The 23,132-nt window shown below is 38.4% G+C and carries 18 protein-coding genes; 11 read left to right on the forward strand and 7 right to left on the reverse strand.

Translation table 11 applies throughout. The annotated features are described in order from the left end of the window. Window positions 1-8: 8 nt before the first annotated feature. Complete coding sequence (locus P4S65_RS20825) at window positions 9-329, forward strand: hypothetical protein (RefSeq protein WP_007379036.1); 321 nt, start codon at window positions 9-11, stop codon at window positions 327-329. A gap of 20 nt (window positions 330-349) precedes the next feature. On the opposite strand, the gene P4S65_RS20830 is transcribed toward P4S65_RS20825, so the two are convergent. After that, window positions 350-1,204 carry a tetratricopeptide repeat protein gene (locus P4S65_RS20830; protein WP_007379037.1) on the reverse strand — a complete coding sequence of 285 codons (855 nt, stop codon included), beginning with the start codon at window positions 1,202-1,204 and terminating at the stop codon, window positions 350-352. A 709-nt stretch (window positions 1,205-1,913) separates the two neighbouring features. Here P4S65_RS20830 and katG point away from each other — a divergent pair. Next, complete coding sequence (gene katG, locus P4S65_RS20835; protein WP_337121102.1) at window positions 1,914-4,094, forward strand: catalase/peroxidase HPI; 2,181 nt, start codon at window positions 1,914-1,916, stop codon at window positions 4,092-4,094. Between the two features lie 645 nt (window positions 4,095-4,739). On the opposite strand, the gene P4S65_RS20840 is transcribed toward katG, so the two are convergent. From P4S65_RS20840 to P4S65_RS20860, 5 genes are all read right to left on the reverse strand, one after another. Next, window positions 4,740-5,183: an REP-associated tyrosine transposase gene (locus P4S65_RS20840; protein WP_083503362.1), complete on the reverse strand. Its 444-nt coding sequence runs from the start codon at window positions 5,181-5,183 to the stop codon at window positions 4,740-4,742. A 753-nt stretch (window positions 5,184-5,936) separates the two neighbouring features. Beyond that, window positions 5,937-7,535 (reverse strand): ABC-F family ATPase, encoded by a 1,599-nt coding sequence (locus P4S65_RS20845; protein ID WP_081824564.1) that lies wholly within the window; start codon window positions 7,533-7,535, stop codon window positions 5,937-5,939. Between the two features lie 184 nt (window positions 7,536-7,719). Further along, complete coding sequence (locus tag P4S65_RS20850) at window positions 7,720-7,854, reverse strand: hypothetical protein (protein WP_337121103.1); 135 nt, start codon at window positions 7,852-7,854, stop codon at window positions 7,720-7,722. A 32-nt stretch (window positions 7,855-7,886) separates the two neighbouring features. Continuing rightward, entirely contained in the window at window positions 7,887-8,456 is a 570-nt protein-coding gene (locus P4S65_RS20855; protein WP_337121104.1) for a substrate-binding periplasmic protein, read from the reverse strand. A gap of 46 nt (window positions 8,457-8,502) precedes the next feature. Then, window positions 8,503-9,240 (reverse strand): substrate-binding periplasmic protein, encoded by a 738-nt coding sequence (locus P4S65_RS20860; protein ID WP_337121105.1) that lies wholly within the window; start codon window positions 9,238-9,240, stop codon window positions 8,503-8,505. 229 nt (window positions 9,241-9,469) lie between these two features. Here P4S65_RS20860 and P4S65_RS20865 point away from each other — a divergent pair, with 229 nt between their 5' ends. The 8 genes from P4S65_RS20865 (at window position 9,470) to P4S65_RS20900 (ending at window position 18,237) form a co-directional block, all read left to right on the forward strand. After that, complete coding sequence (locus P4S65_RS20865; RefSeq protein ID WP_096794215.1) at window positions 9,470-10,714, forward strand: UPF0149 family protein; 1,245 nt, start codon at window positions 9,470-9,472, stop codon at window positions 10,712-10,714. A 207-nt stretch (window positions 10,715-10,921) separates the two neighbouring features. Beyond that, window positions 10,922-11,518: a class I SAM-dependent methyltransferase gene (locus P4S65_RS20870; RefSeq protein WP_337121106.1), complete on the forward strand. Its 597-nt coding sequence runs from the start codon at window positions 10,922-10,924 to the stop codon at window positions 11,516-11,518. After that, on the forward strand, window positions 11,515-12,579 hold the full coding sequence (locus tag P4S65_RS20875) for an HNH endonuclease (RefSeq protein WP_337121107.1): 1,065 nt from the start codon (window positions 11,515-11,517) through the stop codon (window positions 12,577-12,579). The genes P4S65_RS20870 and P4S65_RS20875 overlap by 4 nt, the downstream gene beginning before the upstream one ends. 1,437 nt (window positions 12,580-14,016) lie before the next feature. Continuing rightward, a complete protein-coding gene (locus tag P4S65_RS20880; RefSeq protein WP_337121108.1) occupies window positions 14,017-14,439 on the forward strand; it encodes a hypothetical protein in 423 nt (140 codons plus the stop codon). A 53-nt stretch (window positions 14,440-14,492) separates the two neighbouring features. Further along, entirely contained in the window at window positions 14,493-15,275 is a 783-nt protein-coding gene (locus tag P4S65_RS20885; protein ID WP_442961644.1) for an ABC-three component system protein, read from the forward strand. Continuing rightward, window positions 15,268-15,714 carry an ABC-three component system middle component 1 gene (locus P4S65_RS20890; RefSeq protein ID WP_337121109.1) on the forward strand — a complete coding sequence of 149 codons (447 nt, stop codon included), beginning with the start codon at window positions 15,268-15,270 and terminating at the stop codon, window positions 15,712-15,714. The genes P4S65_RS20885 and P4S65_RS20890 overlap by 8 nt, the downstream gene beginning before the upstream one ends. A gap of 8 nt (window positions 15,715-15,722) precedes the next feature. Continuing rightward, complete coding sequence (locus P4S65_RS20895; protein WP_337121110.1) at window positions 15,723-15,941, forward strand: hypothetical protein; 219 nt, start codon at window positions 15,723-15,725, stop codon at window positions 15,939-15,941. Then, a complete protein-coding gene (locus tag P4S65_RS20900) occupies window positions 15,919-18,237 on the forward strand; it encodes an AAA family ATPase (protein WP_337121111.1) in 2,319 nt (772 codons plus the stop codon). Before P4S65_RS20895 ends, P4S65_RS20900 begins: the two co-directional genes overlap by 23 nt. An 84-nt stretch (window positions 18,238-18,321) precedes the next feature. On the opposite strand, the gene P4S65_RS20905 is transcribed toward P4S65_RS20900, so the two are convergent. Continuing rightward, the gene (locus P4S65_RS20905; protein ID WP_337121112.1) at window positions 18,322-21,489 is read right to left on the reverse strand and encodes a DUF3427 domain-containing protein; all 3,168 of its coding nucleotides are present in this window, start codon (window positions 21,487-21,489) and stop codon (window positions 18,322-18,324) included. 541 nt (window positions 21,490-22,030) lie between these two features. Here P4S65_RS20905 and P4S65_RS20910 point away from each other — a divergent pair. Continuing rightward, window positions 22,031-22,750, forward strand: a complete 720-nt coding sequence (locus tag P4S65_RS20910) for a hypothetical protein (protein ID WP_008136853.1) — start codon at window positions 22,031-22,033, stop codon at window positions 22,748-22,750. Window positions 22,751-23,132 lie beyond the last annotated feature (382 nt).

Here is a 23,132-nt window from a genome sequence, read left to right on the forward strand (position 1 = left end):
GGACTGTTATGCAAATAAGTGACGAAAGAAAAATTCGCTTAATGTACCGAGTTGAGCCAGGCTGCTTAGGGCCTGATGGTGCTAACCATATAGAAGATTTTTGCCGTTTTGCTAACAAGCATATTAAATCGCCTTATTACGGCTTGTTTGTCTTTTTACCTCGTTACGATAAACAAAAAGATGAGCGTCAATACAGTGTAAATAGCCGTAACTTATCGCAAGTACAAGCTAAGGCGTACTTAAATCATTTTGATATTGATATAGATAATTTTGAAGAGCAGCTCGACGAGCTGCTCGCTAAAGCAATAGATTTATATTTTAAACGTTAAAATGCACTGCATGCAGCATACTATAAATTTAATTGTATTCCAGACGCTTCACCAGCCACAATTGTATTAAAGCTCTCGTTATCGTGTAAGCTTGCAAATGCACTTTCGTGTAATAGTTCATTACGTAAATTAGGCGAGTAATCTAGTGCCATTTTAATATCGGCTAGGGCATCTGCATGCTCATGTATTAGGGCAAAAGCACAGGCTCTTTGCCAGTATGCGTAGCCATAATCACTATCTATATCAATGGCTTGATTGCATAGTTCAATTGCTTGCGCTGTTTCGTTAATTTCCAGTAGTGCGTCAGCTTTATAAGCTATTGCTTCTACATCTTCTGGTTTACGTTTTAAAATTTCATCAAATATTTCAATTTTATTTGCAAAATCACTTTCTAAATTGGCGCGCATCCATAGCGAATGAACCTCGTTGGTAACCGATATACGTTCTTGGTTACTGAGTATTTCTTCAGAGCGTACACGCAGTTTTTCTTCAAGAATTTTTAATCTGTCTTCGTATTCATCCGTAATTACACTTACGCGTGTATTTACAATATCTTCTACTTTATTTTTAACATCACGTAGCGAGTTCCAACCCACTAAAACCAAAATAGATGCCGTGGCAGTAATAATAAAAAACACATTATTAATGGTATCGGTTGTGTATGTGAGCGCACGATCAGCGGTATCTAGTTGGGCGTGGGTAACTTGTTTAGTTACATCTTCACGTAGCTTTTGTTGATCTTGTCGTACTGCTTTTAGTTCATCTAAAACGTAGCGTTCTAAAAGTGGTTTATACATAGGCTCCTTTAGTTGGCTAAGGGCATGTTGTTGTTCTTGCGCAGTGAGCACTTCTGGCCTTTGTTCTGCTGCGTTCACAGTAGCCAAAAAAATGTAAAACAAACAAAAAGTAAGGATATGTAATAACGCATTGGTATGCCTAGTTAAATTAATTACGAGTGTAACTTTAACACGCACAGCTAAAAGGCACAAAGCTAGTGAAGCCAAAAATTTTACAAAAAAAGCCAGTTCAAGATGAACTGGCCAAAACTGCTAAAACAACAAAAGTTGCAGGGAAATACAGGAGATAAATTGCATACTAACTGAATTTAGCTGAACAATTACTTAACTCAATTCAGTTAGTTAAAATAAGAAGATACACAAGGTATCTGGTTTATAAAGTAAAGGTGTATTGGGCTTAAGTAATACACCTTTATTGTTATAACTATAATTTCATGGTGAAGGGGGATATTCCAATGTGCGCTTGAGTAAATCAAAGCCACTTTTGAGCCCTTCACTGACCAATACGCCGAAATTTTTCAGTGCGATCACAGGTCTTCTAAAAAAGTTAAGATAAATATTTTAATCTCGTATTTTAAATACAATTACAAAGTGCAGTAAAAAATATACACAACTAACTATCCATCAAAATTATAAATGACAACAATCGTTTTAAACAGCCGTTCGGTGCTGGTATAGCATAATTTATAAGCCTATATTAAATGCACATAAGTATTTAGGCAGGTGTACTAAGTCATAAACCAACTAAATAAAATAACCGTTACTTTTGTACTATAAGGATTTCAGAATGAGCAACCCTAAAGCAGGCCAATGTCCGGTCATGCATGGTAGTAATACTAAAACGTCTAATCCAAATACCGATTGGTGGCCAAACGCCCTTAACTTAGACATACTTCATCAACACGATACAAAAACGACTCCATATGACAGCGATTTCAACTACGCTGAAGCATTTAAAACACTAGATTTAGAAGCCTTAAAAACCGATTTAAAACACTTAATGACGCAAAGCCAGCAGTGGTGGCCAGCCGATTGGGGCCATTACGGTGGTTTAATGATTCGCATGGCATGGCACTCAGCAGGATCATACAGACTAGCTGACGGGCGTGGTGGTGGCGGTACAGCTAATCAGCGTTTTGCTCCGCTAAATTCATGGCCTGATAATGGCAATCTCGATAAAGCGCGTCGTTTATTATGGCCAATTAAGAAAAAATACGGCAATAAACTTTCATGGGCCGACTTAATTATTTTAGCGGGCAACATGGCATACGAATCAATGGGTTTAAAAACCTTTGGCTTTGCAGGTGGGCGTGAAGATATTTGGCATCCTGAAAAAGACGTATATTGGGGAGCTGAAAAAGAATGGCTCGCACCAAGCGACGGACGCTACGTCAATGTAGACAAGCCAGACACCATGGAAAACCCGTTAGCCGCAGTACAAATGGGCTTAATTTACGTTAACCCAGAAGGTGTTAATGGTGTACCCGATCCACTTAAAACCGCAGCACAAGTTCGCGAAACATTTGCGCGTATGGCAATGGACGATGAAGAAACAGCAGCACTTACCGTAGGTGGCCATACCGTAGGTAAAACGCATGGTAACGGTAAAGCCGAAAACCTAGGGCCAGAGCCAGAGGCTGCCGATATACATGAGCAAGGTCTTGGTTGGAACAACACCACAACACGTGGTATTGGTCGCGATACAGTAACTTCTGGTATTGAAGGGGCATGGACTACCCACCCAACTAAATGGGATAACGACTACTGTAAACTACTGTTAAGCTACGAATGGGAATTAACAAAAAGCCCAGCAGGCGCTCATCAGTGGGAACCGGTTAATATTAAAGAAGAAGACAAGCCTGTTGATGTAGAAGATCCATCAATTCGTTTAAACCCAATAATGACTGATGCCGATATGGCCATGAAAATGGATCCAGCGTATCGTAAAATTATTGAGCGTTTTTATAACGACTTTGATTACTTCTCAGACGTATTTGCTCGCGCTTGGTTTAAATTAACTCACCGCGATTTAGGTCCTAAATCACGTTATTTAGGTGCCGATGTGCCAAGCGAGGATCTTATTTGGCAAGACCCAGTACCTACCGTTGACTACACACTCACAAACGCCGAAATTAGTGATTTAAAAGCAACATTACTTAGTTGCGGCGTTAGCGCTGCTGATTTAATTAGCACGGCATGGGACAGTGCTCGTACCTATCGTGGTTCTGATCACCGTGGTGGCGCAAATGGCGCACGTATTCGTCTTGCACCACAAAAAGATTGGCAGGGTAACGAACCAACACGTTTAGCAAATGTACTAGCTGCACTTGAAAAAGTACAAGCAGGTTTAAACAAGCAAGTTAGCATCGCCGACTTAATTGTTTTAGGCGGAACAGCCGCAGTAGAACAAGCAGCTAAAAGCGCTGGTGTTGATGTAACCGTACCGTTCGCGCCAGGACGAGGGGACGCAACAGACGAAATGACCGATGCCGAATCGTTTGATGTGCTTGAACCCATTCATGACGGCTTTAGAAACTGGCTGAAAAAAGACTATGTAGTATCCGCGGAAGAGCTTTTACTAGAGCGTAGCCAGTTGATGGGTTTAAGTGCACCAGAAATGTCAGTATTACTTGGTGGCATGCGCGTGTTAGGCACTAACCACAATGGCAGTCAGCATGGCGTATTTACAAGTAATGTCGGCACTTTAAGTAATGACTTTTTTGCAAACTTAACGGATATGGCGTACCGCTGGGAGCCTACTGAAAAAGGGTTGTACAATATTGTAGAGCGTACAAGCGGCGTAACTAAATGGACTGCAACACGTGTTGATTTAGTATTTGGCTCAAACTCGGTTTTACGTGCACTTGCTGAGTTCTATGCGCAAGACGACAACAAAGAACGCTTTGTTCACGACTTCGTAAATGCATGGGTAAAAGTAATGAATACCGACAGGTTTGATATTAAATAATCTGTGCGATGAACATAAAAAAGGGGGAGTAATTAATTACTCCCCTTTTTTATTTATAACGCAGTGGCAAACATATATTTGTAGACGTTGAGCTTGCTCACGTGAGAAGCAAGGCTTCTCATTACTTAATACCCTAAAAACTGCGTTTTTAAACGCCAGCAAGCTGTGCGTCTACAGGGTTTATACCCAAGTTTCAGAACATGATTTGTAGACGTTGAGCTTGCTCACGTTAGAAGCAAGGCTTCTCATTGCTTAATACCCTAAAAACTGCGTTTTTGTACGCCAGCAAGCTGCGCGTCTACAGGGTTTATACCCAAGTTTCAGAATATGTTTTGTAGACGTAGAGCTTGCTCACGTTAGAAGCAAGGCTTCTAATTACTTAATATCCTAAAAACTACGTTTTTACACGCCAGCAAGCTGTGCGTCTACAGGGGTTATACCCAAGTTTCAGAATATGATTTGTAGATGTAGAGCTTGCTCACGTTAGAAGCAAAGCTTCTCATTACTTAATACCCTAAAAACTACGTTTTTATACGCCAGCAAGCTGTGCGTCTAAAGGGTTTATACCCAAGTTTCAGAATATGACTTGTAGACGTCGAGCTTGCTCACGTTAGAAGCGTAGCTTCTCATTACTTAAATATGCCATTATAAATATACACAGTCCCAAAATGGATATTCTCCAACCTCATTTACAAGCTTAGCACGTAAAGGGTTTGCAACAATATAACGTGCCTGGTTAATTAAATCCTCTTCAGTTCTAAGTTGATGCTCAAAATAGTTTTGCTGCCAAATTGACCCATTAGAATAATTAAACTTATTAATATTCACTGTGGTAATACTTTTATATTGCCTCACAACATCATTAAGAGGTAAATCTTTTAATTGAAACAACCAATGTAAATGATCTGGCATTAACGTATAGCAAATAGTATTTACCTTGTTTTGCATATAAACCAATCCTCTTATTGCTATACATGCACTTTCAAAATTTTTGAATATCTGAGTTCTTTTTTTAGTACATATTGTGACAGAGTAAAATTGGTTTTCGCAGGTGTAGCGCCCAGTTAATAGTTTTTTAGATGAATACATAAAGATTTTAATTTATTGGGTTTTTATAAATATAGATAAAACGCACTGTTCAACAAGTTATATGGTGTACCTTGAAGTAAACGTGAGCTTCTAATTGCTTATTAATACCCTAAAAACTACGTTTTAAACGCCAGCAAGCTGCGCGTCTACAGGGTTTATACCCAGGTTTCAGAATATGATTTGTAGACGTTGAGCTTGCTCACGTTAGAAGCGTAGCTTCTCATTACTTAATACCCTAAAAACTGCGTTTTTACACGCCAGCAAGCTGTGCGTCTACAGGGTTTATACCCAGGTTTCAGAATATGTTTTGTAGACGTTGAGCTTGCTCACGTGAGAAGCAAGGCTTCTCATTACTTAATAATACCCTAAAAACTACGTTTTTACACGCCAGCAAGCTGTGCGTCTACAGAGTTTATACCCGGGTTTCAGAATATGATTTGTAGACGTTGAGCTTGCTCACGTGAGAAGCAAGGCTTCTCATTACTTAATACCCTAAAAACTACGTTTTTACACGCCAGCAAGCTGTGCGTCTAAAGGGTTTATACCCAAGTTTCAGAATATGATTTGTAGACGTAGAGCTTGCTCACGTGAGAAGCAAGGCTTCTCATTGCTTAATACCCTAAAAACTACGTTTTAAACGCCAGCAAGCTGCGCGTCTACAGGGGTTATGCAAAAATGCCCAAATTCACTATTTACCACCCATAAAAAAACGGCGCTAAATTTAGCACCGTTTTTAAAAGTGATGAGAAAAATTTACGCTTTTTTCTCTTCACAACTTGAAAGGTATTCGTCAAACGTACCCTGGAAGTCGATTACTTTTTTATCTTTAATATCAATGATACGCGTCGCTAATGACGATACAAACTCACGGTCATGGCTTACAAAAATTAGCGTGCCTTCAAAGTCTTTAAGCGCATTGTTAAGCGCTTCAATGGCTTCCATATCCATGTGGTTAGTCGGTTCGTCCATTACCAGTACGTTAACGTCTTGCATCATTAACTTACCGAATAACAAACGGTTTTTTTCACCACCCGAACAGTTGCGCGCTTTTTTATTTGAATCGTCAGCTGTAAACAACAAACGACCCAGCATGCCGCGTACCATTAAATCGTTATGATTAACTGTGCGCCACTGCGACATCCAATCAAACAAGGTTAAATCGTTATCAAAATCTTTAGTGCTGTCTTGCGGGCAATAACCAAAGGTCGCATTTTCAGACCATTTAATTTCGCCCTCTAAACTTTTAAGCTCGTTAACTAAACAACGTAAAAAAGTAGTTTTACCTACCCCGTTTTCGCCAATAACAGCAAGCTTAGCGCCAGCTTCTAGTAGTAGATCGCCGCCAGTGAATAACTTTTCGCCATCAAAACCATGGCCAAGCTTGTTAACTTCAAGCGCTTGACGATACATTTTTTTACCTTCGTCAAACGAAAGCGATGGACTCATACGACTCGACGATTTAACTTCATCAAGTTTAATTTTATCCATTTTTTTAGCTCGTGAACTTGCTTGTTTTGCTTTTGAAGCATTAGCACCAAAACGGTTAACAAAGTCTTGTAGCTCGTCAATTTCAGCGCTCTTTTTAGCATTTTCAGCTAAAAGTTGCTCGCGCTGCAGCCCTGCCGCTTCTAAAAACTTCTCGTAGTTACCAGGATAAATACGCAGCTCGCCATAATCTATATCGGCCATATGTGTACATACAGAGTTTAAAAAGTGACGGTCATGCGAAATAATAATCATCGTACATTTACGCTTGTTAAGCTCGTTGGCAAGCCACGTAATTGTATGAATATCCAAGTTATTAGTAGGCTCATCGAGTAGTAGTATGTCTGGGTTTGCAAATAACGCTTGTGCTAAAAGCACACGTAACTTCCAACCAGGTGCAACGTTTGCCATTAATCCATAATGAAATTCTTTATCGATACCCGCTTCTAGCAAAATTTCTTCAGCGCGGCTTTCTGCCGTGTAACCGTCCATTTCAGCAAATACGCTTTCAAGTTCAGCTACTTTCATACCATCGTCTTCGCTCATTTCTGGCAAAGAGTAAATACGTTCGCGTTCTTGCTTTACTTTCCAAAGCTCAACGTCACCCATAATTACAGCGTCTACAACGCTATACTCTTCAAAGGCAAACTGGTCTTGGCTTAGGTTACCTACTTTTAACCCTGGAGTAATAGATACATTACCCGCGCTTGGCACAAGCGCCCCGCTTAAAATCTTCATGAAAGTCGACTTGCCGCAACCGTTAGCGCCAATTAAACCGTAACGGTTGCCGTTACCAAATTTAGCTGAAATGTTTTCAAACAACGGCTCTGCGCCAAACTGCATCGTAATATTTGCGGTGGAGATCAAAAAAGGTAATCCTAGATAAGTACTGACAGGAGTACGCTGCAGCAACACGCCACAAACAAGAACCAGACAATAGGGTAAATTAGCTGGCGAATTATACAGATCAGCCAAGAGGAAGGGAAGATAAAAGGCGCTTTAAATTAAAGCAAAAACAGATAGCGATAAGTGATTTTACAGCTCAAAACAGTTAATAAGTTTGGTAAATACGTTCTGTGGCCTTTTTATTTTTTTGAATTAATTGATTAATAACCGATAGTTCATCAAGCGTAACCGTTTTTTTACTCAGCATTAAATGCACAGGGGCTTTATTAAAAAATGCCATATTAGTAACCGGTTCAATATTTAATGATTGTTTTAAAAAAACAGCCCCGACAAAGCGTCTTCAATCACAAAATCTACCCGCTGTTTATTGAGCATTTCAAAGCGCTTATCGGCGGTCGAAATAAGCACAACTTGCTTAGGATATGCTTTTTTAAGTTGCTCGAAGTGCGCGCCATAATAACTACCTCGATTAACGGCAATACTAAAGCCTTGGCTAAATAGTTGTTCAATTGAACTTAAATTAGGAGAAAGCGTATTTTTATAAAGCAGCATAACCTCGTCACGGTAGCTTTGACTAAAATACGCAAATTTGCTTCGCTTTTTAGTTTTAGTTGCCGCAAACATAATATCTATACGGCCTTGCTTTAACTCTTCTTGTGCGCGTAAAGAGCTAGGTAATACGCTAAATTTCAAGCAAAAAGGGGAGCCTTTAAACAACGTTTTTATAACGTTAATTTCAATACCCGACAACACCCCGTTTTTTAGCTCAACATAAGGAGGCCAGTAATTTTCATTTGTGCCAACTTCAAAAGTTTTATTACATGCTTGCGTATTAAAGGTACTTAACAGTAATACAGCAAAAACGACTATTATAGTTTTCATTACATTCCAATTAATTTCGCTTGCGGTTATAGCTGGCAATTAAACATTACTCAAATAGCGCCTTAAGTGCCGTTTGATTGTTTTTTATGTGTTTATTTATTACTTCAAGCTCTTCAACCGACACCGTATCTTTGCTTAGCATTAAATGTATTGCGTCTTTATTTATAAATTTGATATTTTTAACCTGTGCTAAGTTTGAGCTTCGTTTAATAAAATAAGCACTCGCTAGCTCATCTTCAATTGCAAAATCAATACGTTGCTTATTAAGCATTTCGAAGCGCTTGCTCACTGCGCTGGTGTACTCAATTTGTTTTTTATACGTTGTTTTATATTGTTCAAATTTTTCACCGTAATAACTACCAAAGTTAGCGCCTACAGTAAGGCCTTGTTTAAAAATATCTTCTAAGCTATCAACATTGTGCTGGTTATTTTTGTTTTCGTATAAACGCATTACCTCCGTACGGTAACTTTCACTAAAATGAACATATTTAGCACGATTATCGGTATAGCTAGCCGCCCAGCCTAAATCAATTCGGCCATGTTTAAGCTCAACAAAAGCGCGCTTTGAATTAGGCAGCAATTCAACCTTAAAACAAAAAGGCGAGCCGGCAAATATAATGTTAAGTGCATCTACCTCTGCGCCTTGTAATTCACCATTAATACCTAACACATATGGCGGCCAAAATGCATCGTGCGATGCAACACTTAAAGTTCTTTCGCAAGCAAACACAGTAGGCGACACGTTAAAAATTAAGCAAATAAATAGGGTTATTAGTTTATTCATTACGCCTCTAATACAATTAATTATTGTTTGTTTTTAATACAGTATAAACTAGCTTGAGCATTTTAGTGCTGGGGTTGTGTAAAAATGTAAATAGCTCACTAAGCAGAGAAAGGTAGCTGAGCGTTTAAGTTTAACAATTGCACTTATTTTATAAACTTAAGAAAAAATATTGTTGCTAACTTTATCAATCGGTACACTACAAATAAATTTATGAATAGTAGAGCAAGTTATGTCGCCAACCAAAATACGTAACGATGTTGTAAAACTCAGTGAATTGAGCACTAAAAAACCAGATTATTACTTTATTCAGGGTTATTTAATGGGGTTGGGTGTATTACCACAAATGCTTAACCCTAGTGAGTGGCAACCAGATCTATTTGGAGATCTTAATGTTCAAAATGCGACTGAACTAAAATACTTAGAAAGCTTAATGGCTCTGTATAACCAGTGCATGGAAAAAGTAATTCAAAACGAATTAAAAATGCCTGCTAAGTGTAGCCTATCTAAACAAGATTACCGTGATTCACTTAAACCGAATATGCCTCTACCAAGTTACTGTAAAGGGGTTTTACAGGCGCTTAAACATATAAATAAACGCATGCTCGATGCAGAGCAAAAACAGGCCCTTAATAACCTAAACAGCGTTTTAAAAGCATTTTCTAGTGAAAAAGCAGCAGCAAAAGAATTTGGTGAATTTGCCCAATATAACGCCCAAGAATATAAACGTAATTATGTTTATTTTATGGCCGACGCTATTTTTGAACTTCGATTTAGTAACGACCTAACTTTAAGTGACGAAGATGAGGCTGTATTTAACAACAGCTTTTTAGACGAAGAACCAAATGAATTAGATGAGCTTGATGAATTACTTGGACTTGTACTCGCCGATACAGAGCTAAAAGCACTTGAGCCAATGCAAATGTTGCTAGAAATCATGGAAGGTGGGCTTATAACTAAGCAATTTATTAAAGACAACACAGGGCATTTTTGGGGACTACAAGAAACTCGCCCCTATATGATGCTTCGCGCGCATCGAGCAAAAATACACGCACTGCATGGTTATACCGTAAAAGCACAATCAGAACTCGAAGAGTTACTAAAGCTAAACCCAAACGATAATCAAGCAAACCGCTTTTTATTAATGAACTGCCTAATTATAAATAAAGAGTGGGAGAAGTTAGAGGCTTTATTAGCCGACTTTGATTTTCAAGAACTACACGCAACAGCAAGCCGTGCGCTAAGTGCTTTTGTAATGCATGGCGATTCAAAACCCGCAAACGATTACAAAAAAATGCTCCAGCAGCAAAATAAACACTTTACCAAAATACTCACCGGGCAAGAAAAACTAAAAGAACAACAGCCACCATATTACAGCCCAGGCAGTAAAGAAGAGGTGGGTGTTTACCTTGAGTCGTTAGGTAAACAGGCATGGATTTCGGTTCCCGCGAGTCTTTTTTGGCTAAGAAAAAAGTAATAACTAAACGCGTAAAAAGTGCTAAGCGTGATTTATGTCGCGCTTAGTACTCACATCAGCGCTTAATAATAACAGCGTATTAATTTAAAAATTTCTACTTATTAAACCTGTATTTAATGCACTTGTTCCTGTAGATTGAACAAATAATGAATGCAGTATTAACAGTGCCTTAGCTGTTAAACGATTAGCCAAGGAGCGGTGAGTCTCGTGTCAAACGCCACACTTACTTATTACAACCAAAATGCCAAAGCCTTTAGCGACTCAACACTAAACGTTGATATGTCGGCGCTTTATGCTGAGTTTTTACCGCACGTTGCACAACACGGGAGTATTTTAGATGCCGGTTGTGGCAGTGCACGCGATGCCGCATTTTTTAAAGCGCAGGGTTTCACTGTAAGTGCGTTTGATGCAAGCCCAGAGCTGGCAGAGTTGGCAAGCAGTTATTTACAACAACTTGTAGCGGTTAAAACATTCCAACAGCTAAATTGTGTAAATCAATACGACGGTATTTGGTGCTGCGCTAGTTTATTGCACGTTCCAAAAGCTGAGTTACCGCAGGTGTTTTTAAACCTACAAAATGCGCTTAAACCCAATGGTGTTTTGTATGTATCGTTTAAATATGGCGAGTCAGAGCGTGTGCATAATGGTCGTGAATTTACCGATTTAAACGAAAATGCTTTAACGCATTTACTTAGCCATACGCAGTTAAAAGCGATTAAACAATGGCAAAGTGTTGACAAGCGCCCAGAACGCGAAAGTGAAGTGTGGCTAAATGCGCTTATAAAAGTAATGCACGTTTTATGAGTGGGTCAATGCAGCAACTCGACTTTATTGCATATATTCAGCGCTTATTAGTTGAAGGTGATTTTAGTGCTACTTACAAGTTTGCGCTTTTACATGCACTGGCTGATATTAGTATCGAAAAACATCATGCTGATCCACAAGCACAGTTACAAATAAAATTTGATGAATTAGTCGACAAATTTATTACCTTATATTGGCATCAAGCATCGCCATTTGGCGCAACTGGTAACAATACAGAGCAACTACTTTTACAAAATACCGACTCCAGTAAACAAGCCAAAATTATAACTACGCTTCATGATGCAAAATTAAATAATATAAATTCAATTAGCCAATTAAAAAAGAGCCAAGGTTGGAAAAATATACGCAGCTCAACATTAAAAACCATTAAAGAGGGCCCGCTATGGTTATTACAAAAATTAAATGGCAAAGAAGAGTGTTTTTTGTATCCCCATATAAAAGGCCAATCATACATCACGTTAAATGCAGGTATTGCTAGCTGCTTTAGGCGTTTTTACGACCTAGTTGTTTATTTAGCAAAAAACGCATGGCTGCAAAAAATTCAAAGTATAAAACACAACCAAGCGCTTATTGGCCCGCAAAGCCAACTACACGAATTTTTATTTGGCGTAGACCGTAACGCACTCACTAAAGCCAAACCTATTTTAGTAGAGTTGCAATCAAACACCTGTTTTTATTGCCAAAAGCTAATGAAAAACGCTATTGAGGTTGATCACTTTATACCGTTTTCCCGCTACGCAAATGATTTAGGCCATAACTTTGTGGCAGCACATAGCACCTGTAATAACAGTAAAAGTGACTTTTTAGCTGCGCAACTTCACCGCGAACGCTGGCAAGAACAAAATTTAGTGATTAATAGCCAGCATTTAACAACTGAACTTAGTAATTACTTTAATTGTGATTCAGATAAGTCACTTGCAGTAAGTAATTGGGCATATCAGGTTGCACAGGTTAACAGTGCAAAGTTATGGATAAAAAAGGTTATTTTGAAGAAGCGGCTAGTTTTAAATATAAGCAACCAAGTACAGGGCTGGATTTAGTAGCGGAAGAAAAGCCAAGGTATGACGTGTAAGGCAGAATTTGTAGTTCGTGCCGTAGGCGTGAGTTTATCACGCGCTTTAACTTGTAGGCGGGAGTTTGCCTCGCGCTTTGGGTTGTAGGCGCAGAGCTTGCTCGCGCGAAAAGCGAAGCTTTTTAATTTCGACGTAATTAATATGTAGGTGCGATTTTATATCGCGCTGTGTATTGTAGACGCGCAGCTTGCTGGCGTTAAAAGCGAAGCTTTTGAGTTTCGACGTAATTAATGTGTAGGTGCGATTTTACACCGCGCTGTGTATTGTAGACGCGCAGCTTGCTCGCGCGAAAAGCGAAGCTTTTAAATTTCGGTGTAATTAATGTGTAGGTGCGATCTTATATCGCGCTCATAAGTTTTTTGCTTGGTATTCAAGGGATTTAATAACCTCTATTCGAGGTTATATCGCGTTGGCGATGGCAGCCAAAGGGCGGCATTTGAGAGATATTTTGACATTGTACGAGGTAATTCGTCCATGAAGCAGGGTTCCTGTCAGCATCCATGCTTCCACTTCCTCGTGCTGCGAAGCTTCGCTTCGGTCACTCGTCACCCACGGCGCACCCGAGGATCACACAGTGTCTTCAACTTACGTTAATGATGTGAACGTAACCAGCGTAGATAGGCCATCCATGGCCAAGCTACGCTTTGTACAGCATTGCCTAAAGGGATTTAGGTACTTGGAATTTGTCGGGAACAAAATTCCGCCATGCTGTAAATTACTAATCATTACGATCGTTTCAGGTGTGATCACTGGGAATAGGAGTGTGTTGGTAGATTGGTGTTTATAAATTTAGGCGGGAGTTAATATCCGGCTTTTGACTTGTAGGCGCAGAGCTTGCTCGCGCGAAAAGCGAAGCTTTTAAATTTCGGTGTAATTAATGTGTAGGTGCGATTTTATATCGCGCTCATAAATTGGCGTATGAGTTTAGGGATTTTAAAACCTCTATTCGAAGTTATATCGCGTTGGCGATGGCAACCAAAGGGTAAATACCGCCGTCTACCTTATGGAATCCTACGGCGCACCCGAGGATCACACTGTGTCCTCAAGTTAAAAATTGATGTGAACGTAACTGCTTTGTATTCGCCATCTATGGCGAAGTCATGGCAACTTAAACGGCATAAAGGTGTTTCTGCTCTTGGAATTTGTCGGGAGCAAACCCCGTAATTATAGCCTTTTTTAAACACATAAGTATTTTCGGAGTGATAGCAGGGAATGGGTGTTTATTTCTTAATTACATGATTTTATTCAAATAATCTTTGATTAAAGCACGTAGGTATTATGAAGCAATATCCTAAAATCTTTATTGATATTAAATAAGAAATATTAGTCGCAGATACAATTATAATATTTTTAAAATTTAACAATTTAAAATTCTATTAATCTTAAGAGTAAAGGATGAATTAAGTGCAACCTCATGAGTTCTCATTCCCACATACAGCTAACCCAACTTGGAGTGGCTTTATATATCAAGGCCATGTTGCCCTTTACCACAGTATTTGCTGCCTAATTAATGAGTTAGAATTTGAACTTCAATTAGATAGTCTAGAAGATTTTTCTATTTATCAAAATGGCAAAGCTGGTTCTACACACCAAGTTAAAGCATTAGATAAGGATAAAAGAAACGATTATCTACCTGCATTAAGCAAGGCAGCTGCTACGCACATTGATTGTGATGAGCATACCAAACGCTATTTTCATGTGACTTCTAAGCTAGACGATTCTTCAGACTTTCAAGAAGATGATGGAAACGTAGTCGAATTTTACTCTTACGAGGGTAAAGATCAAAACCTAGCTTACTGTTATCTTCAAGATATTGAAAAAAAGTAAAAGAGAAGATCTCTGACTACTTAAGTTTACGCAACCTAGCTGCAACAGAATTTTTGATAGATTTTAAGTTTAATCTTCTTCACAGTAAAATTGCGTCCCAAGTTGTGTATATACATGCTTGTAACCAAGACCTATCAATCTTGGCCGCTGAAGTAGCTTATAAGGAAAGAATCTATAGTAAAGAACTTCAGAGCTTACTCCATGAAGAAGTTGCGCACTCAGAAGACATTGATTATCAAAGAGCAATAGCAAAAAAGGCTTTATATTTTCATTTTTATGACTACATAAATAGCACAAGCTTTAAAGGCGTAGATAAAGATATAAAATTAAAGCTTGTTAAAGTTTTGAAGCAAATAAAGACTCTTGATAACCTTGATTTCTCACAGCTATGGAAGTCTCTTTGCTTAGGTTCATCAGAAAAAAGTATCAATAATGAGCGAGTTTATGATTACGTGGACATTATCGCAGAAATCAAAAAATACCCTGTATTAGCAAACGTAATACCCTATTACAAATGTCAGAAAATGGACAAGTACCTACCAACATCTATAAGGGCAAATAAACGAGTAAGAGAAATAAAGTTTTCAGAAGATCTTGTATCTCAACTTAAGGAGGATGAAAACCTAATTGATATCTTAGTTGAATATGAGTGGTTGATTGCAGATTGTGCTAATCAATTTTCACCCGTTGAAAGGTTTTGTTCAGCAGGAGGAATTGAAAGAGAGAGCCTAGAAGAACAATTTTTAAGCACGAGAAATGATCGCAACAATGTTACTAAAGCTTTTGAAGCAAGAGTTATATCTTGTCAAGTTGCTGGAGAGAGATTAGATGATTAAAAAAATTATAGAAGAATTTGCTATCAACCATGGCTATAAAAGAGTAGATGGCACTGGTAACGATAATCAGCCGACCTATTTAATTCAAGCTTATGGAGACAAAAAGAGATTCTTAGCTCTATACGAAAGTAAAGTTCTTACTTCACCTCAGGAGCTTAATAGTATTGTAAATAGTGAGGCTCCCGAGGCATTCAAATCGGATCCTGCTTTTGAAAAGAATACCGATTTAATTGTCCTACATAATTTGGAACATCGTGCTGATTTCAAAAAAATTGAAGCCAAGGTATTTAGTATTGAAGAAAATCCATATTATTTTAAAAAATATTTTTTATACTTCAGTGATGCAGAGCTTTCGTTATTAGAAGGCCATGATATTAATAGCTTACTTAATGTTGTAACTGATGAAAAAGGTTTTCCGAATACAAAGAGAGCCCTTTAGAACCTACTTTGTATAGTGTCGCAGCACGAATCTTAATAAAAGTACCATTTATTAGAGTACCGATTAAAGAAGGTAATTTAAAACCAATACAAGTTTATCTAGATGAAGCATTAATAGAAGAAAATGTTCACGAATTATATGAAAAAATTATTCTACAACAGAATAATGATGCACAGCCAGATGAGATTATAAGGAGTTTAATCAGTGAAGAAATGGAAAATAGCTAAAATTAAAATTGAAAACTTTAAGCCGTTTAAAGAAGCATACTTTGATCTAAAAAGCTCTGCATTGATAACTTTAGATGGTCCAAATGGTTTCGGAAAAACTAGTATCTTTGACGCTGTTGAATTGCTATTCACTGGAAAAATTCAAAGGGTTATAGCACGCAATAATAGCATTATTGCAAAAGGTAAAAAGAAGACTCACTTCGAAGAAAATTTGTACTGGAATAAACAAAAACAGGGTAACCTTGTAATACGCACCGAATTAATAAGTGAAGATGGAAACGACACCCTGTACTTGGCAAGGGTAGCGTTAACTTCAGACTTAAGTTATGAAAAAAACAATGCTCCTGATAACTTTTCTATTTTTAAACTATATCAATTAGAAAATTTCGATTCAGATAATTTTAATAATCTAGTATCTGATTCATTGATAGAAGATTTTCTCGGAAGAAATTTCCTTAAGAATTTCAGTCTACTCAATTATTTAGAGCAAGGTGAGAATAGGTATCTACACTCTACAAACGCTAATGAAAGAAAGAAAGGTATAGAACACCTTATTAACACTGATAAATTATCAGAGCAGATCCAATTTTTCAAAAGTTTAGAGTCGCAAATCAATGAAGATTATGTCGGAAAAAAACATACCGATCGTTTAGGAGAGCTAAAAACAACATTAAATGATTTAAGCACTCAATTGGCCGATAGCTCTGATTCAAGTTCATACAAGCGATTAAGCAACTCAACAAAAATACCAAATTGGGATACTCAAGACCCAATAACTACCTCAGACCAAGCTGCATTCGATAAGCTAATTATTGACGTAGATAATGTTGCAAAAATACTTGCAAATAGAGACGAATTAATAATTAGGCAGAGCAATAACAAAATAGTTGATCTCTTAAATAAAAAGGAAGATATCAAGATAGCACTTACTGTAGGTTTTTTTGTAGATAAATATGAAGATTACGGCGTTGTAAATAAAAATTTAAATCAGGTCAATAAAAATATAGCGATATGTGAAACCGCGCCTGATAAAATATTAAAAAGAGAACTTGAGCAATTATCTGAAGATTTTAAAAGCGAAGAACTTGAGGAGTTAATAGGCGAAAGAGACAAAAAGAAACTTCTTTCTGATTCAGAGAGCCAAAAGCGATTAAAGCTTCTCCAAGCACAAAAAGACTTACTCGAACAATTTCACGAAAATTGTAGTAATGATGAACTAAATTGCCCTTTTTGTAATATTCCTTGGGAAAGTAAACGTACATTGGAAGAAGCTGCACAAAAAGTTATTGATGATGTAAAAGAAAATATCGACGTATTTGCAAAGGAGATAGAGGAAATTAATACCTCTATCAAACTTTGTTTAGATACTATAAAAATAAAATTGAATACAGCGAAAGAATTATTGTTATTCGACTTTAATCTAGCTTTATACGAGCAGTTAAAAAGAGTTTCGGTTAAATTTGATAGTACCAGGTCAATTATTAAAGAACTTGCTGAATATCAATTGTTCCCACATAGCACTTTTGAAAGTAGTGAAGCCATCCAGAACTCTTTCCTACAAAAAGCAATGGATACGTTAGAGCAAGCTAAACAGCCTGAGTCAGATGTGATTCCGCCAAATTGGGCCTCGATCATATCCTCCACTTTCATTAATGAGTCTGATATAGATAAACTCAGCTTGGAAGATTTTGAAAACAAAAAGTCTTATTTATCAGATCAACTTAATCAGTTTAAACACGATGAATTACAGCAGACGAAACTCGAAGTAGAAAAACTGGAAAAGAAAATAGCTGCAGGTGAAAAGCTTAAAAAGAAAATTGTAACTAGTAGGAAAACAATAGAAGCAACTGTAGAGCAATATACAAAGAGAATGATTGGTGACATTGGGTTATTATTCCACATATATAGTGGGCGCCTCATCCAAAACTACCAACGAGGTCTAGGCCTGTTTTTAGCAAGTGGTGACGGTAAGGTATTAAAGTTTAGCACTGTGGAACATTCTGAGCATGATGCCATTCTCTCAATGAGTAGTGGTCAGATTGCGGCTTTAGGCATGGCTTTCTTTTTAACTTTAAATAAGGTCTATGCATCCAATTCATTTGTTTTAATTGATGATCCTGTTCAATCAATGGATGAAATTAATGTAGCATCTCTTTGCGATCTTTTTAGGGTAGAGTTTAATGACAGACAAATCCTCATATCAAATCATGAAGAATCAATTTCCAACTTTATTCGCTATAAATATAAACGCGCGGGCTTAACACAACTGCCTATTAACATGCTTGAAACAAATTAAAATGCAAAAATGAAAACCAAAGGCTTAAATGGACATCATTCGCTTCATAACTCATAAAAGTAAAGTTAAATTTCAAACTGCCAGTTAACCAACCGCTAATTTCCCAGCCTCATGCCACATTTCGCTTGGCATGGAGTTGGTTAACTTCCACGTTATATTCATTGGCTGGCTGCCATTATGGCTTTGATATTTAACCTCGCCGTAGTTTACAAACCCCATAGTTCGGCCGTTTTCGTCTTTACCTTGTTCGCGCACAAATAGCAGGATGGTTTTGCCTGCTTTTTGGTGCTGAATATAACTAAGGCCTCGGCCGTGTTCTGGGCGGGCGCTGTTTTGCGTTTGCCAATGGAACAGTGTGGGGCTGATTGCGTAGTCGTGATATAGCGTGGTGGGTGAGTAGGTTTTTTCACACTTATTAAGCGTTACAAATAACAGCTCTAGGTTTTGGTCATGGAATAAAAGAACACCCTCACGAGCAGATGACTTTTGCTCAAACGAGTGCGCCCCAAAAGCTGCGAGTATTTGTTGGCGTGTGTAGCGGCTGTGTAATTTAATTGGGTGGCTTGGTAAGCACGCTAAGTCGCTTTCTTGCTGGTGTATGCGGTTTATTAACAGCGTAATTACTTGAGCAAGTTCGTGCTGTAGCTCTTTGTGTTTAAGTGCTTGTAAGCTTTGCTCAAGCGTTTTAAACCCTAAACCTGTGCCTGTGTTATCCCAAAAGTTGTAATGCACCATAAGCGCGTACTGTTGGTTTTGCGCTGTTGGGGTAAAGCTAAAGTCGTTGTTACATAAATCACGTAAAAAGCATAAGTAGCTGAGCGAGTCGCAGCTGAGTAATTGGGTGTTGATAGCGCGATAATACGCGGCGTAAATATCGGCTTGCTCTACTGGTATTTCATCGCCTTTTAACCAGTGCCAGCCGCCGAGATTTTTATCTTTTGGTTTGTATATATCTTCAAGGGTGACTTGTGGGTTTATACGTAAAAAGTTACTTAGCGTTAGCGCGTCATTAGTATGTTGCGAATAGCTATTTATAAGCTGCTGTAAACGGCGTTTAGAGTTTATAGCTTGCTGAATATTTTTTAATATTGTTTGTTGTGTGCGTTTTTGTAGCTCTATACGGCAACCTAGTGGTAAATGCGGGAAGTTGTTTTCAATCTCGGTTTTTATTGGCTGATTACTTTTACCAATGAGTGCGCGAAATTTACTGGCAAAGTCGTATTCTGGGCGAGCATTGCCTACAAAGTCGAGCACGGTGCAGCATTGCTTTGATCTACCTAAAGAAAGGCTGTTATCAGGTAAACGCAGTCCACGGCCGAGTTGCTGTAAAAACAGCGTTAGGCTTTCGGTTGGGCGTAAAAATAACAGGGTATCGACCTCTGGTATATCGACACCTTCGTTAAAAATATCAACCACGCAAAGTATTTGTATTTCGCCTTGGCGCAGTGCTTGCTGTTTAGCCGCGCGCTCATTGGTGTTTTTGCTGGTCAGTACATCGGCGTTTATGCCTGCTAAGTTAAATTTAGAGGCCATGAATTCAGCGTGTTTTTGGCTTACGCAAAACGCGAGTGCTTTAATAGCGTGGACATTTGTCACTATATCAGCAAGGCTGGATATAATTTTGTTAGCGCGGCTGTTCTCGCCTGTATAAAGGTTACTTAGCTCGCTTATATCGTAACGGCCGCCTCGCCATGTTATTTGGCTTAGGTCGGTGTCGTCATCCAATCCAAAGTATTGAAACGGGCATAAATGGCGTTGATTTATTGCCTCTGGTAAGCGAATTTCAGCGGCTATTACTCCGCAAAAATCATCGAGTATATTTGCGCCATCTTGTCGCTCTGGTGTGGCGGTTAAGCCAAGTAATATTGCGGGCGTAAAGTAGCTTAAAATGGTGCGATAACTGGCAGCGCTTACGTGATGTACTTCGTCTATCACTATGTAGTCGTAGTAATCGTGAGTTAAATTGAGCGATTCAATTTGGCTGTTTAATGTTTGGATTGATGCAAATAATTGGTTGTAGCGTTGTGGTTTGTAGTTACCTACCCACAGCTCACCAAAGTCGTTATTTTTAAGCACGCCACGGTAAGCGCTTTGTGCTTGTTTTAGTATTTCTTCTCGGTGGGCTACAAACAAAAAGTGTGCGTTTGGGTTTTTATCGTAAACGGTTTTAAAGTCGAACGCCGATATTATGGTTTTACCTGTGCCGGTTGCAGCAACTACTAAGTTTTTAAAGCGCTTATGTACGCTGCGCTCAGCACTTAGTTTTTCTAAAATAGCGAGCTGATGCGTTTTTGGTGTTATGTCAAAATAAAACTGGCTGCTTGATTGCCCAACACCGCGTTGCTCGTTAAGTGAATTAATGAGCTTTTCTTTACACTCAACAGTGCCTGTAAATAGCTCGAAATCTTTTGATTCCCAGTAGGTTTCAAACGTACTTTTGGTTTTAGCTATTATGTGCGGGATTTCTTGTGCGGTAATTTTTAAGTTCCATTCAAGGCCGCTGGTAAGCGCCGAATGCGACAAGTTAGACGAGCCAATATAGCCTGTATGAAAACCCGTATTGCGCATAAATAAGTAAGATTTAGCGTGTAGGCGTTCTTGCTGATTGTTATAACTTAGCTTTACTTCGGTATTTGGTAGGTTTGCTAAAAACTCAACGGCTTTAGCATCCGTTGCGCCCATATACGAAGTAGTAATAACTTTGAGTTTATTACCGCTTTTGGTAAACGCTTCAAGCTCATTTTTAAAAATGCGCAAACCTGTCCATTTTATAAATGAGACAAGCCAATAAATAGTGTCGGACGATTTAATTTCGCGCTTTAGCTCGGTTTCGAGCGATATACCTGCATTAGCACCGCTAAATAATTCGCTTTGCGTAAGGCCTGTGAGTGGGAATATATCGCTTGAGTAATCTTTAAGGTTGGCGGCAATAGGGTTTTGGGTATTAAATAGCGCGGTAAGTATTCGGCCTTGGCTGTCGATAAGGTTTTCGTTAATTAGCTCGTCATCGCGAATATGATCTTTAAGCCAAAGTACAAGGCTGTTAGCTAGGCTTATTTGTTCTTGTAGACGCTCGTTCGAGCTGGGAATGGCATTTATTGCATGCGTTACAAGTTTACTTAAAAAGCGTGAAAGCCAAGTTGCCGCTTCGGCCGTTTCAAGCTGGCGCTCGCCCACATAAAATTGGTCGCGCGCTAAGTTTTGCTTAATTACTTGCGTAATTAACTGCTCGTAAATACCAATTTGCTGCATTAAAACCACTCCCTGTTTGCGAGTGGTTAGTTTACTTAAATACGGTATAGCTACAAGTAATAATTGACTAAGTTACTAGTAATTAAGTACAAACGTGTGAGTTAAGTATTAGCCGAGAGAGTAATTAAATGATGATGCTAAGAAGTTATCCCCTTCAACTTCACCTGCAAACACATAATTAATGAGTAATTACCTCGCATGGATTCGAGGAAAGCGATGCTTGCACATGGATGTGCTTTCATCGCGTTTACGTTCATATTAATTATTTGTTTAAAGATAAGTGAAATTGAGGGGGCGTGTGATTCCAAAGAGAGACCGGCGCTTGTCTTTCTTTGGTTGCCATCGCCAATGCGATATAAGTAAATTATTTTAAAAGCTTCGCTTTTCGCGCGAGCAAGCTGAGCGCCTACAGCAAATTTTAAGGCTGCTGCTAAGAAAATTTCATTGAGAGTACCCTCGACATTTAATTAGTTTATTACAATTTTTTAATGTATGAATCATATTCTGCAATAAGGTCTTAATAGGAAAAAAAGGAATAAATATGGATATAGGGATTAAGAAGGAACAGCTGCTAGGCATAGCTACACAACAATTTGGTCATTTATATAACCGCTTTGGTGAGGGGATTTATAGCTCGCATGAAACCTTAAAAAAAGGAGATGTGTATTTATTAGGTTTAAACCCGGGTGGATCTGGTGAATGCAAGTTAGGTAATTTTATGGCAGATACACTAGTTCGCACGAGTAATGCTTTTTTAGATGAAGAATGGGAAAAACCCAAAAAGAAATCGACTTCTAAGCAAGGCAACAATAAATATGCAAAAGGATCCGCTCCACTTCAAAAGCGAATTCAAGGTTTACTTGAAGGACTGGACCAAAGTGTGGCTGATGTATGTGCTAGCAATTTAATTTTTACCACTTCAAAATCATCATCTCACGAAGATTATAACTTTGGCTTTGCAGGTACTTTTTGGCCTTTTCATCAAGCTGTTATAGAAATAGTGAGACCAAAAGTAATCATCACTTTTGGAAATGGCAAACTTCACTCACCGTTTGGCTTTTTAAAATCGATGTACTGTGATGAAAGTAATTTAAATACTTTTGAAACCATTCCAGCAGAGCATGGAGAGAGGCAATGTTATGGTTTTAAAGCTGATATTAATGGTAGGTCAACTGCAATAATAGGCTTGCCGCATTTAAGTTACTATAGCCCAAACAAAGAGCCTATTTTAAAATGGATGAAAGAATTTTCAGGTATATAAAGCTGTTGAAATAATGTATTTCAATAATGAACACATGGCGCTATGCGCCCCTTGGTTGCCATCGCCAACGCGATATTTGTAAATTATTTTAAAAGCTACGCTTTTCGCGCGAGCAAGCTTTGCGCCTTCAGCAAATTTTAAGGCTGCTGCTTAGGCAATTCTCCCCCTTTCGACTTCACCTGCAAACACATAATTAATGAGTAATTACCTCGTATGGATTCGAGGGAAGTGATGCTTTCATGGCGTTTACGTCCATATTGATTTTGTGTTTGAAGATAAGTGAAATTTAGGGGGCCGTGTGATTCCAAAGAGAGACTGGCGCTTGTCTTTCTTTGGTTGCCGCTAGCAATCAGGCAAACACTCGAATGAATTATTTACAATT

This window comes from Pseudoalteromonas sp. B131b, from assembly GCF_037162545.1.
In the GTDB taxonomy this organism is placed as follows: Bacteria; Pseudomonadota; Gammaproteobacteria; order Enterobacterales; family Alteromonadaceae; genus Pseudoalteromonas; species Pseudoalteromonas fuliginea.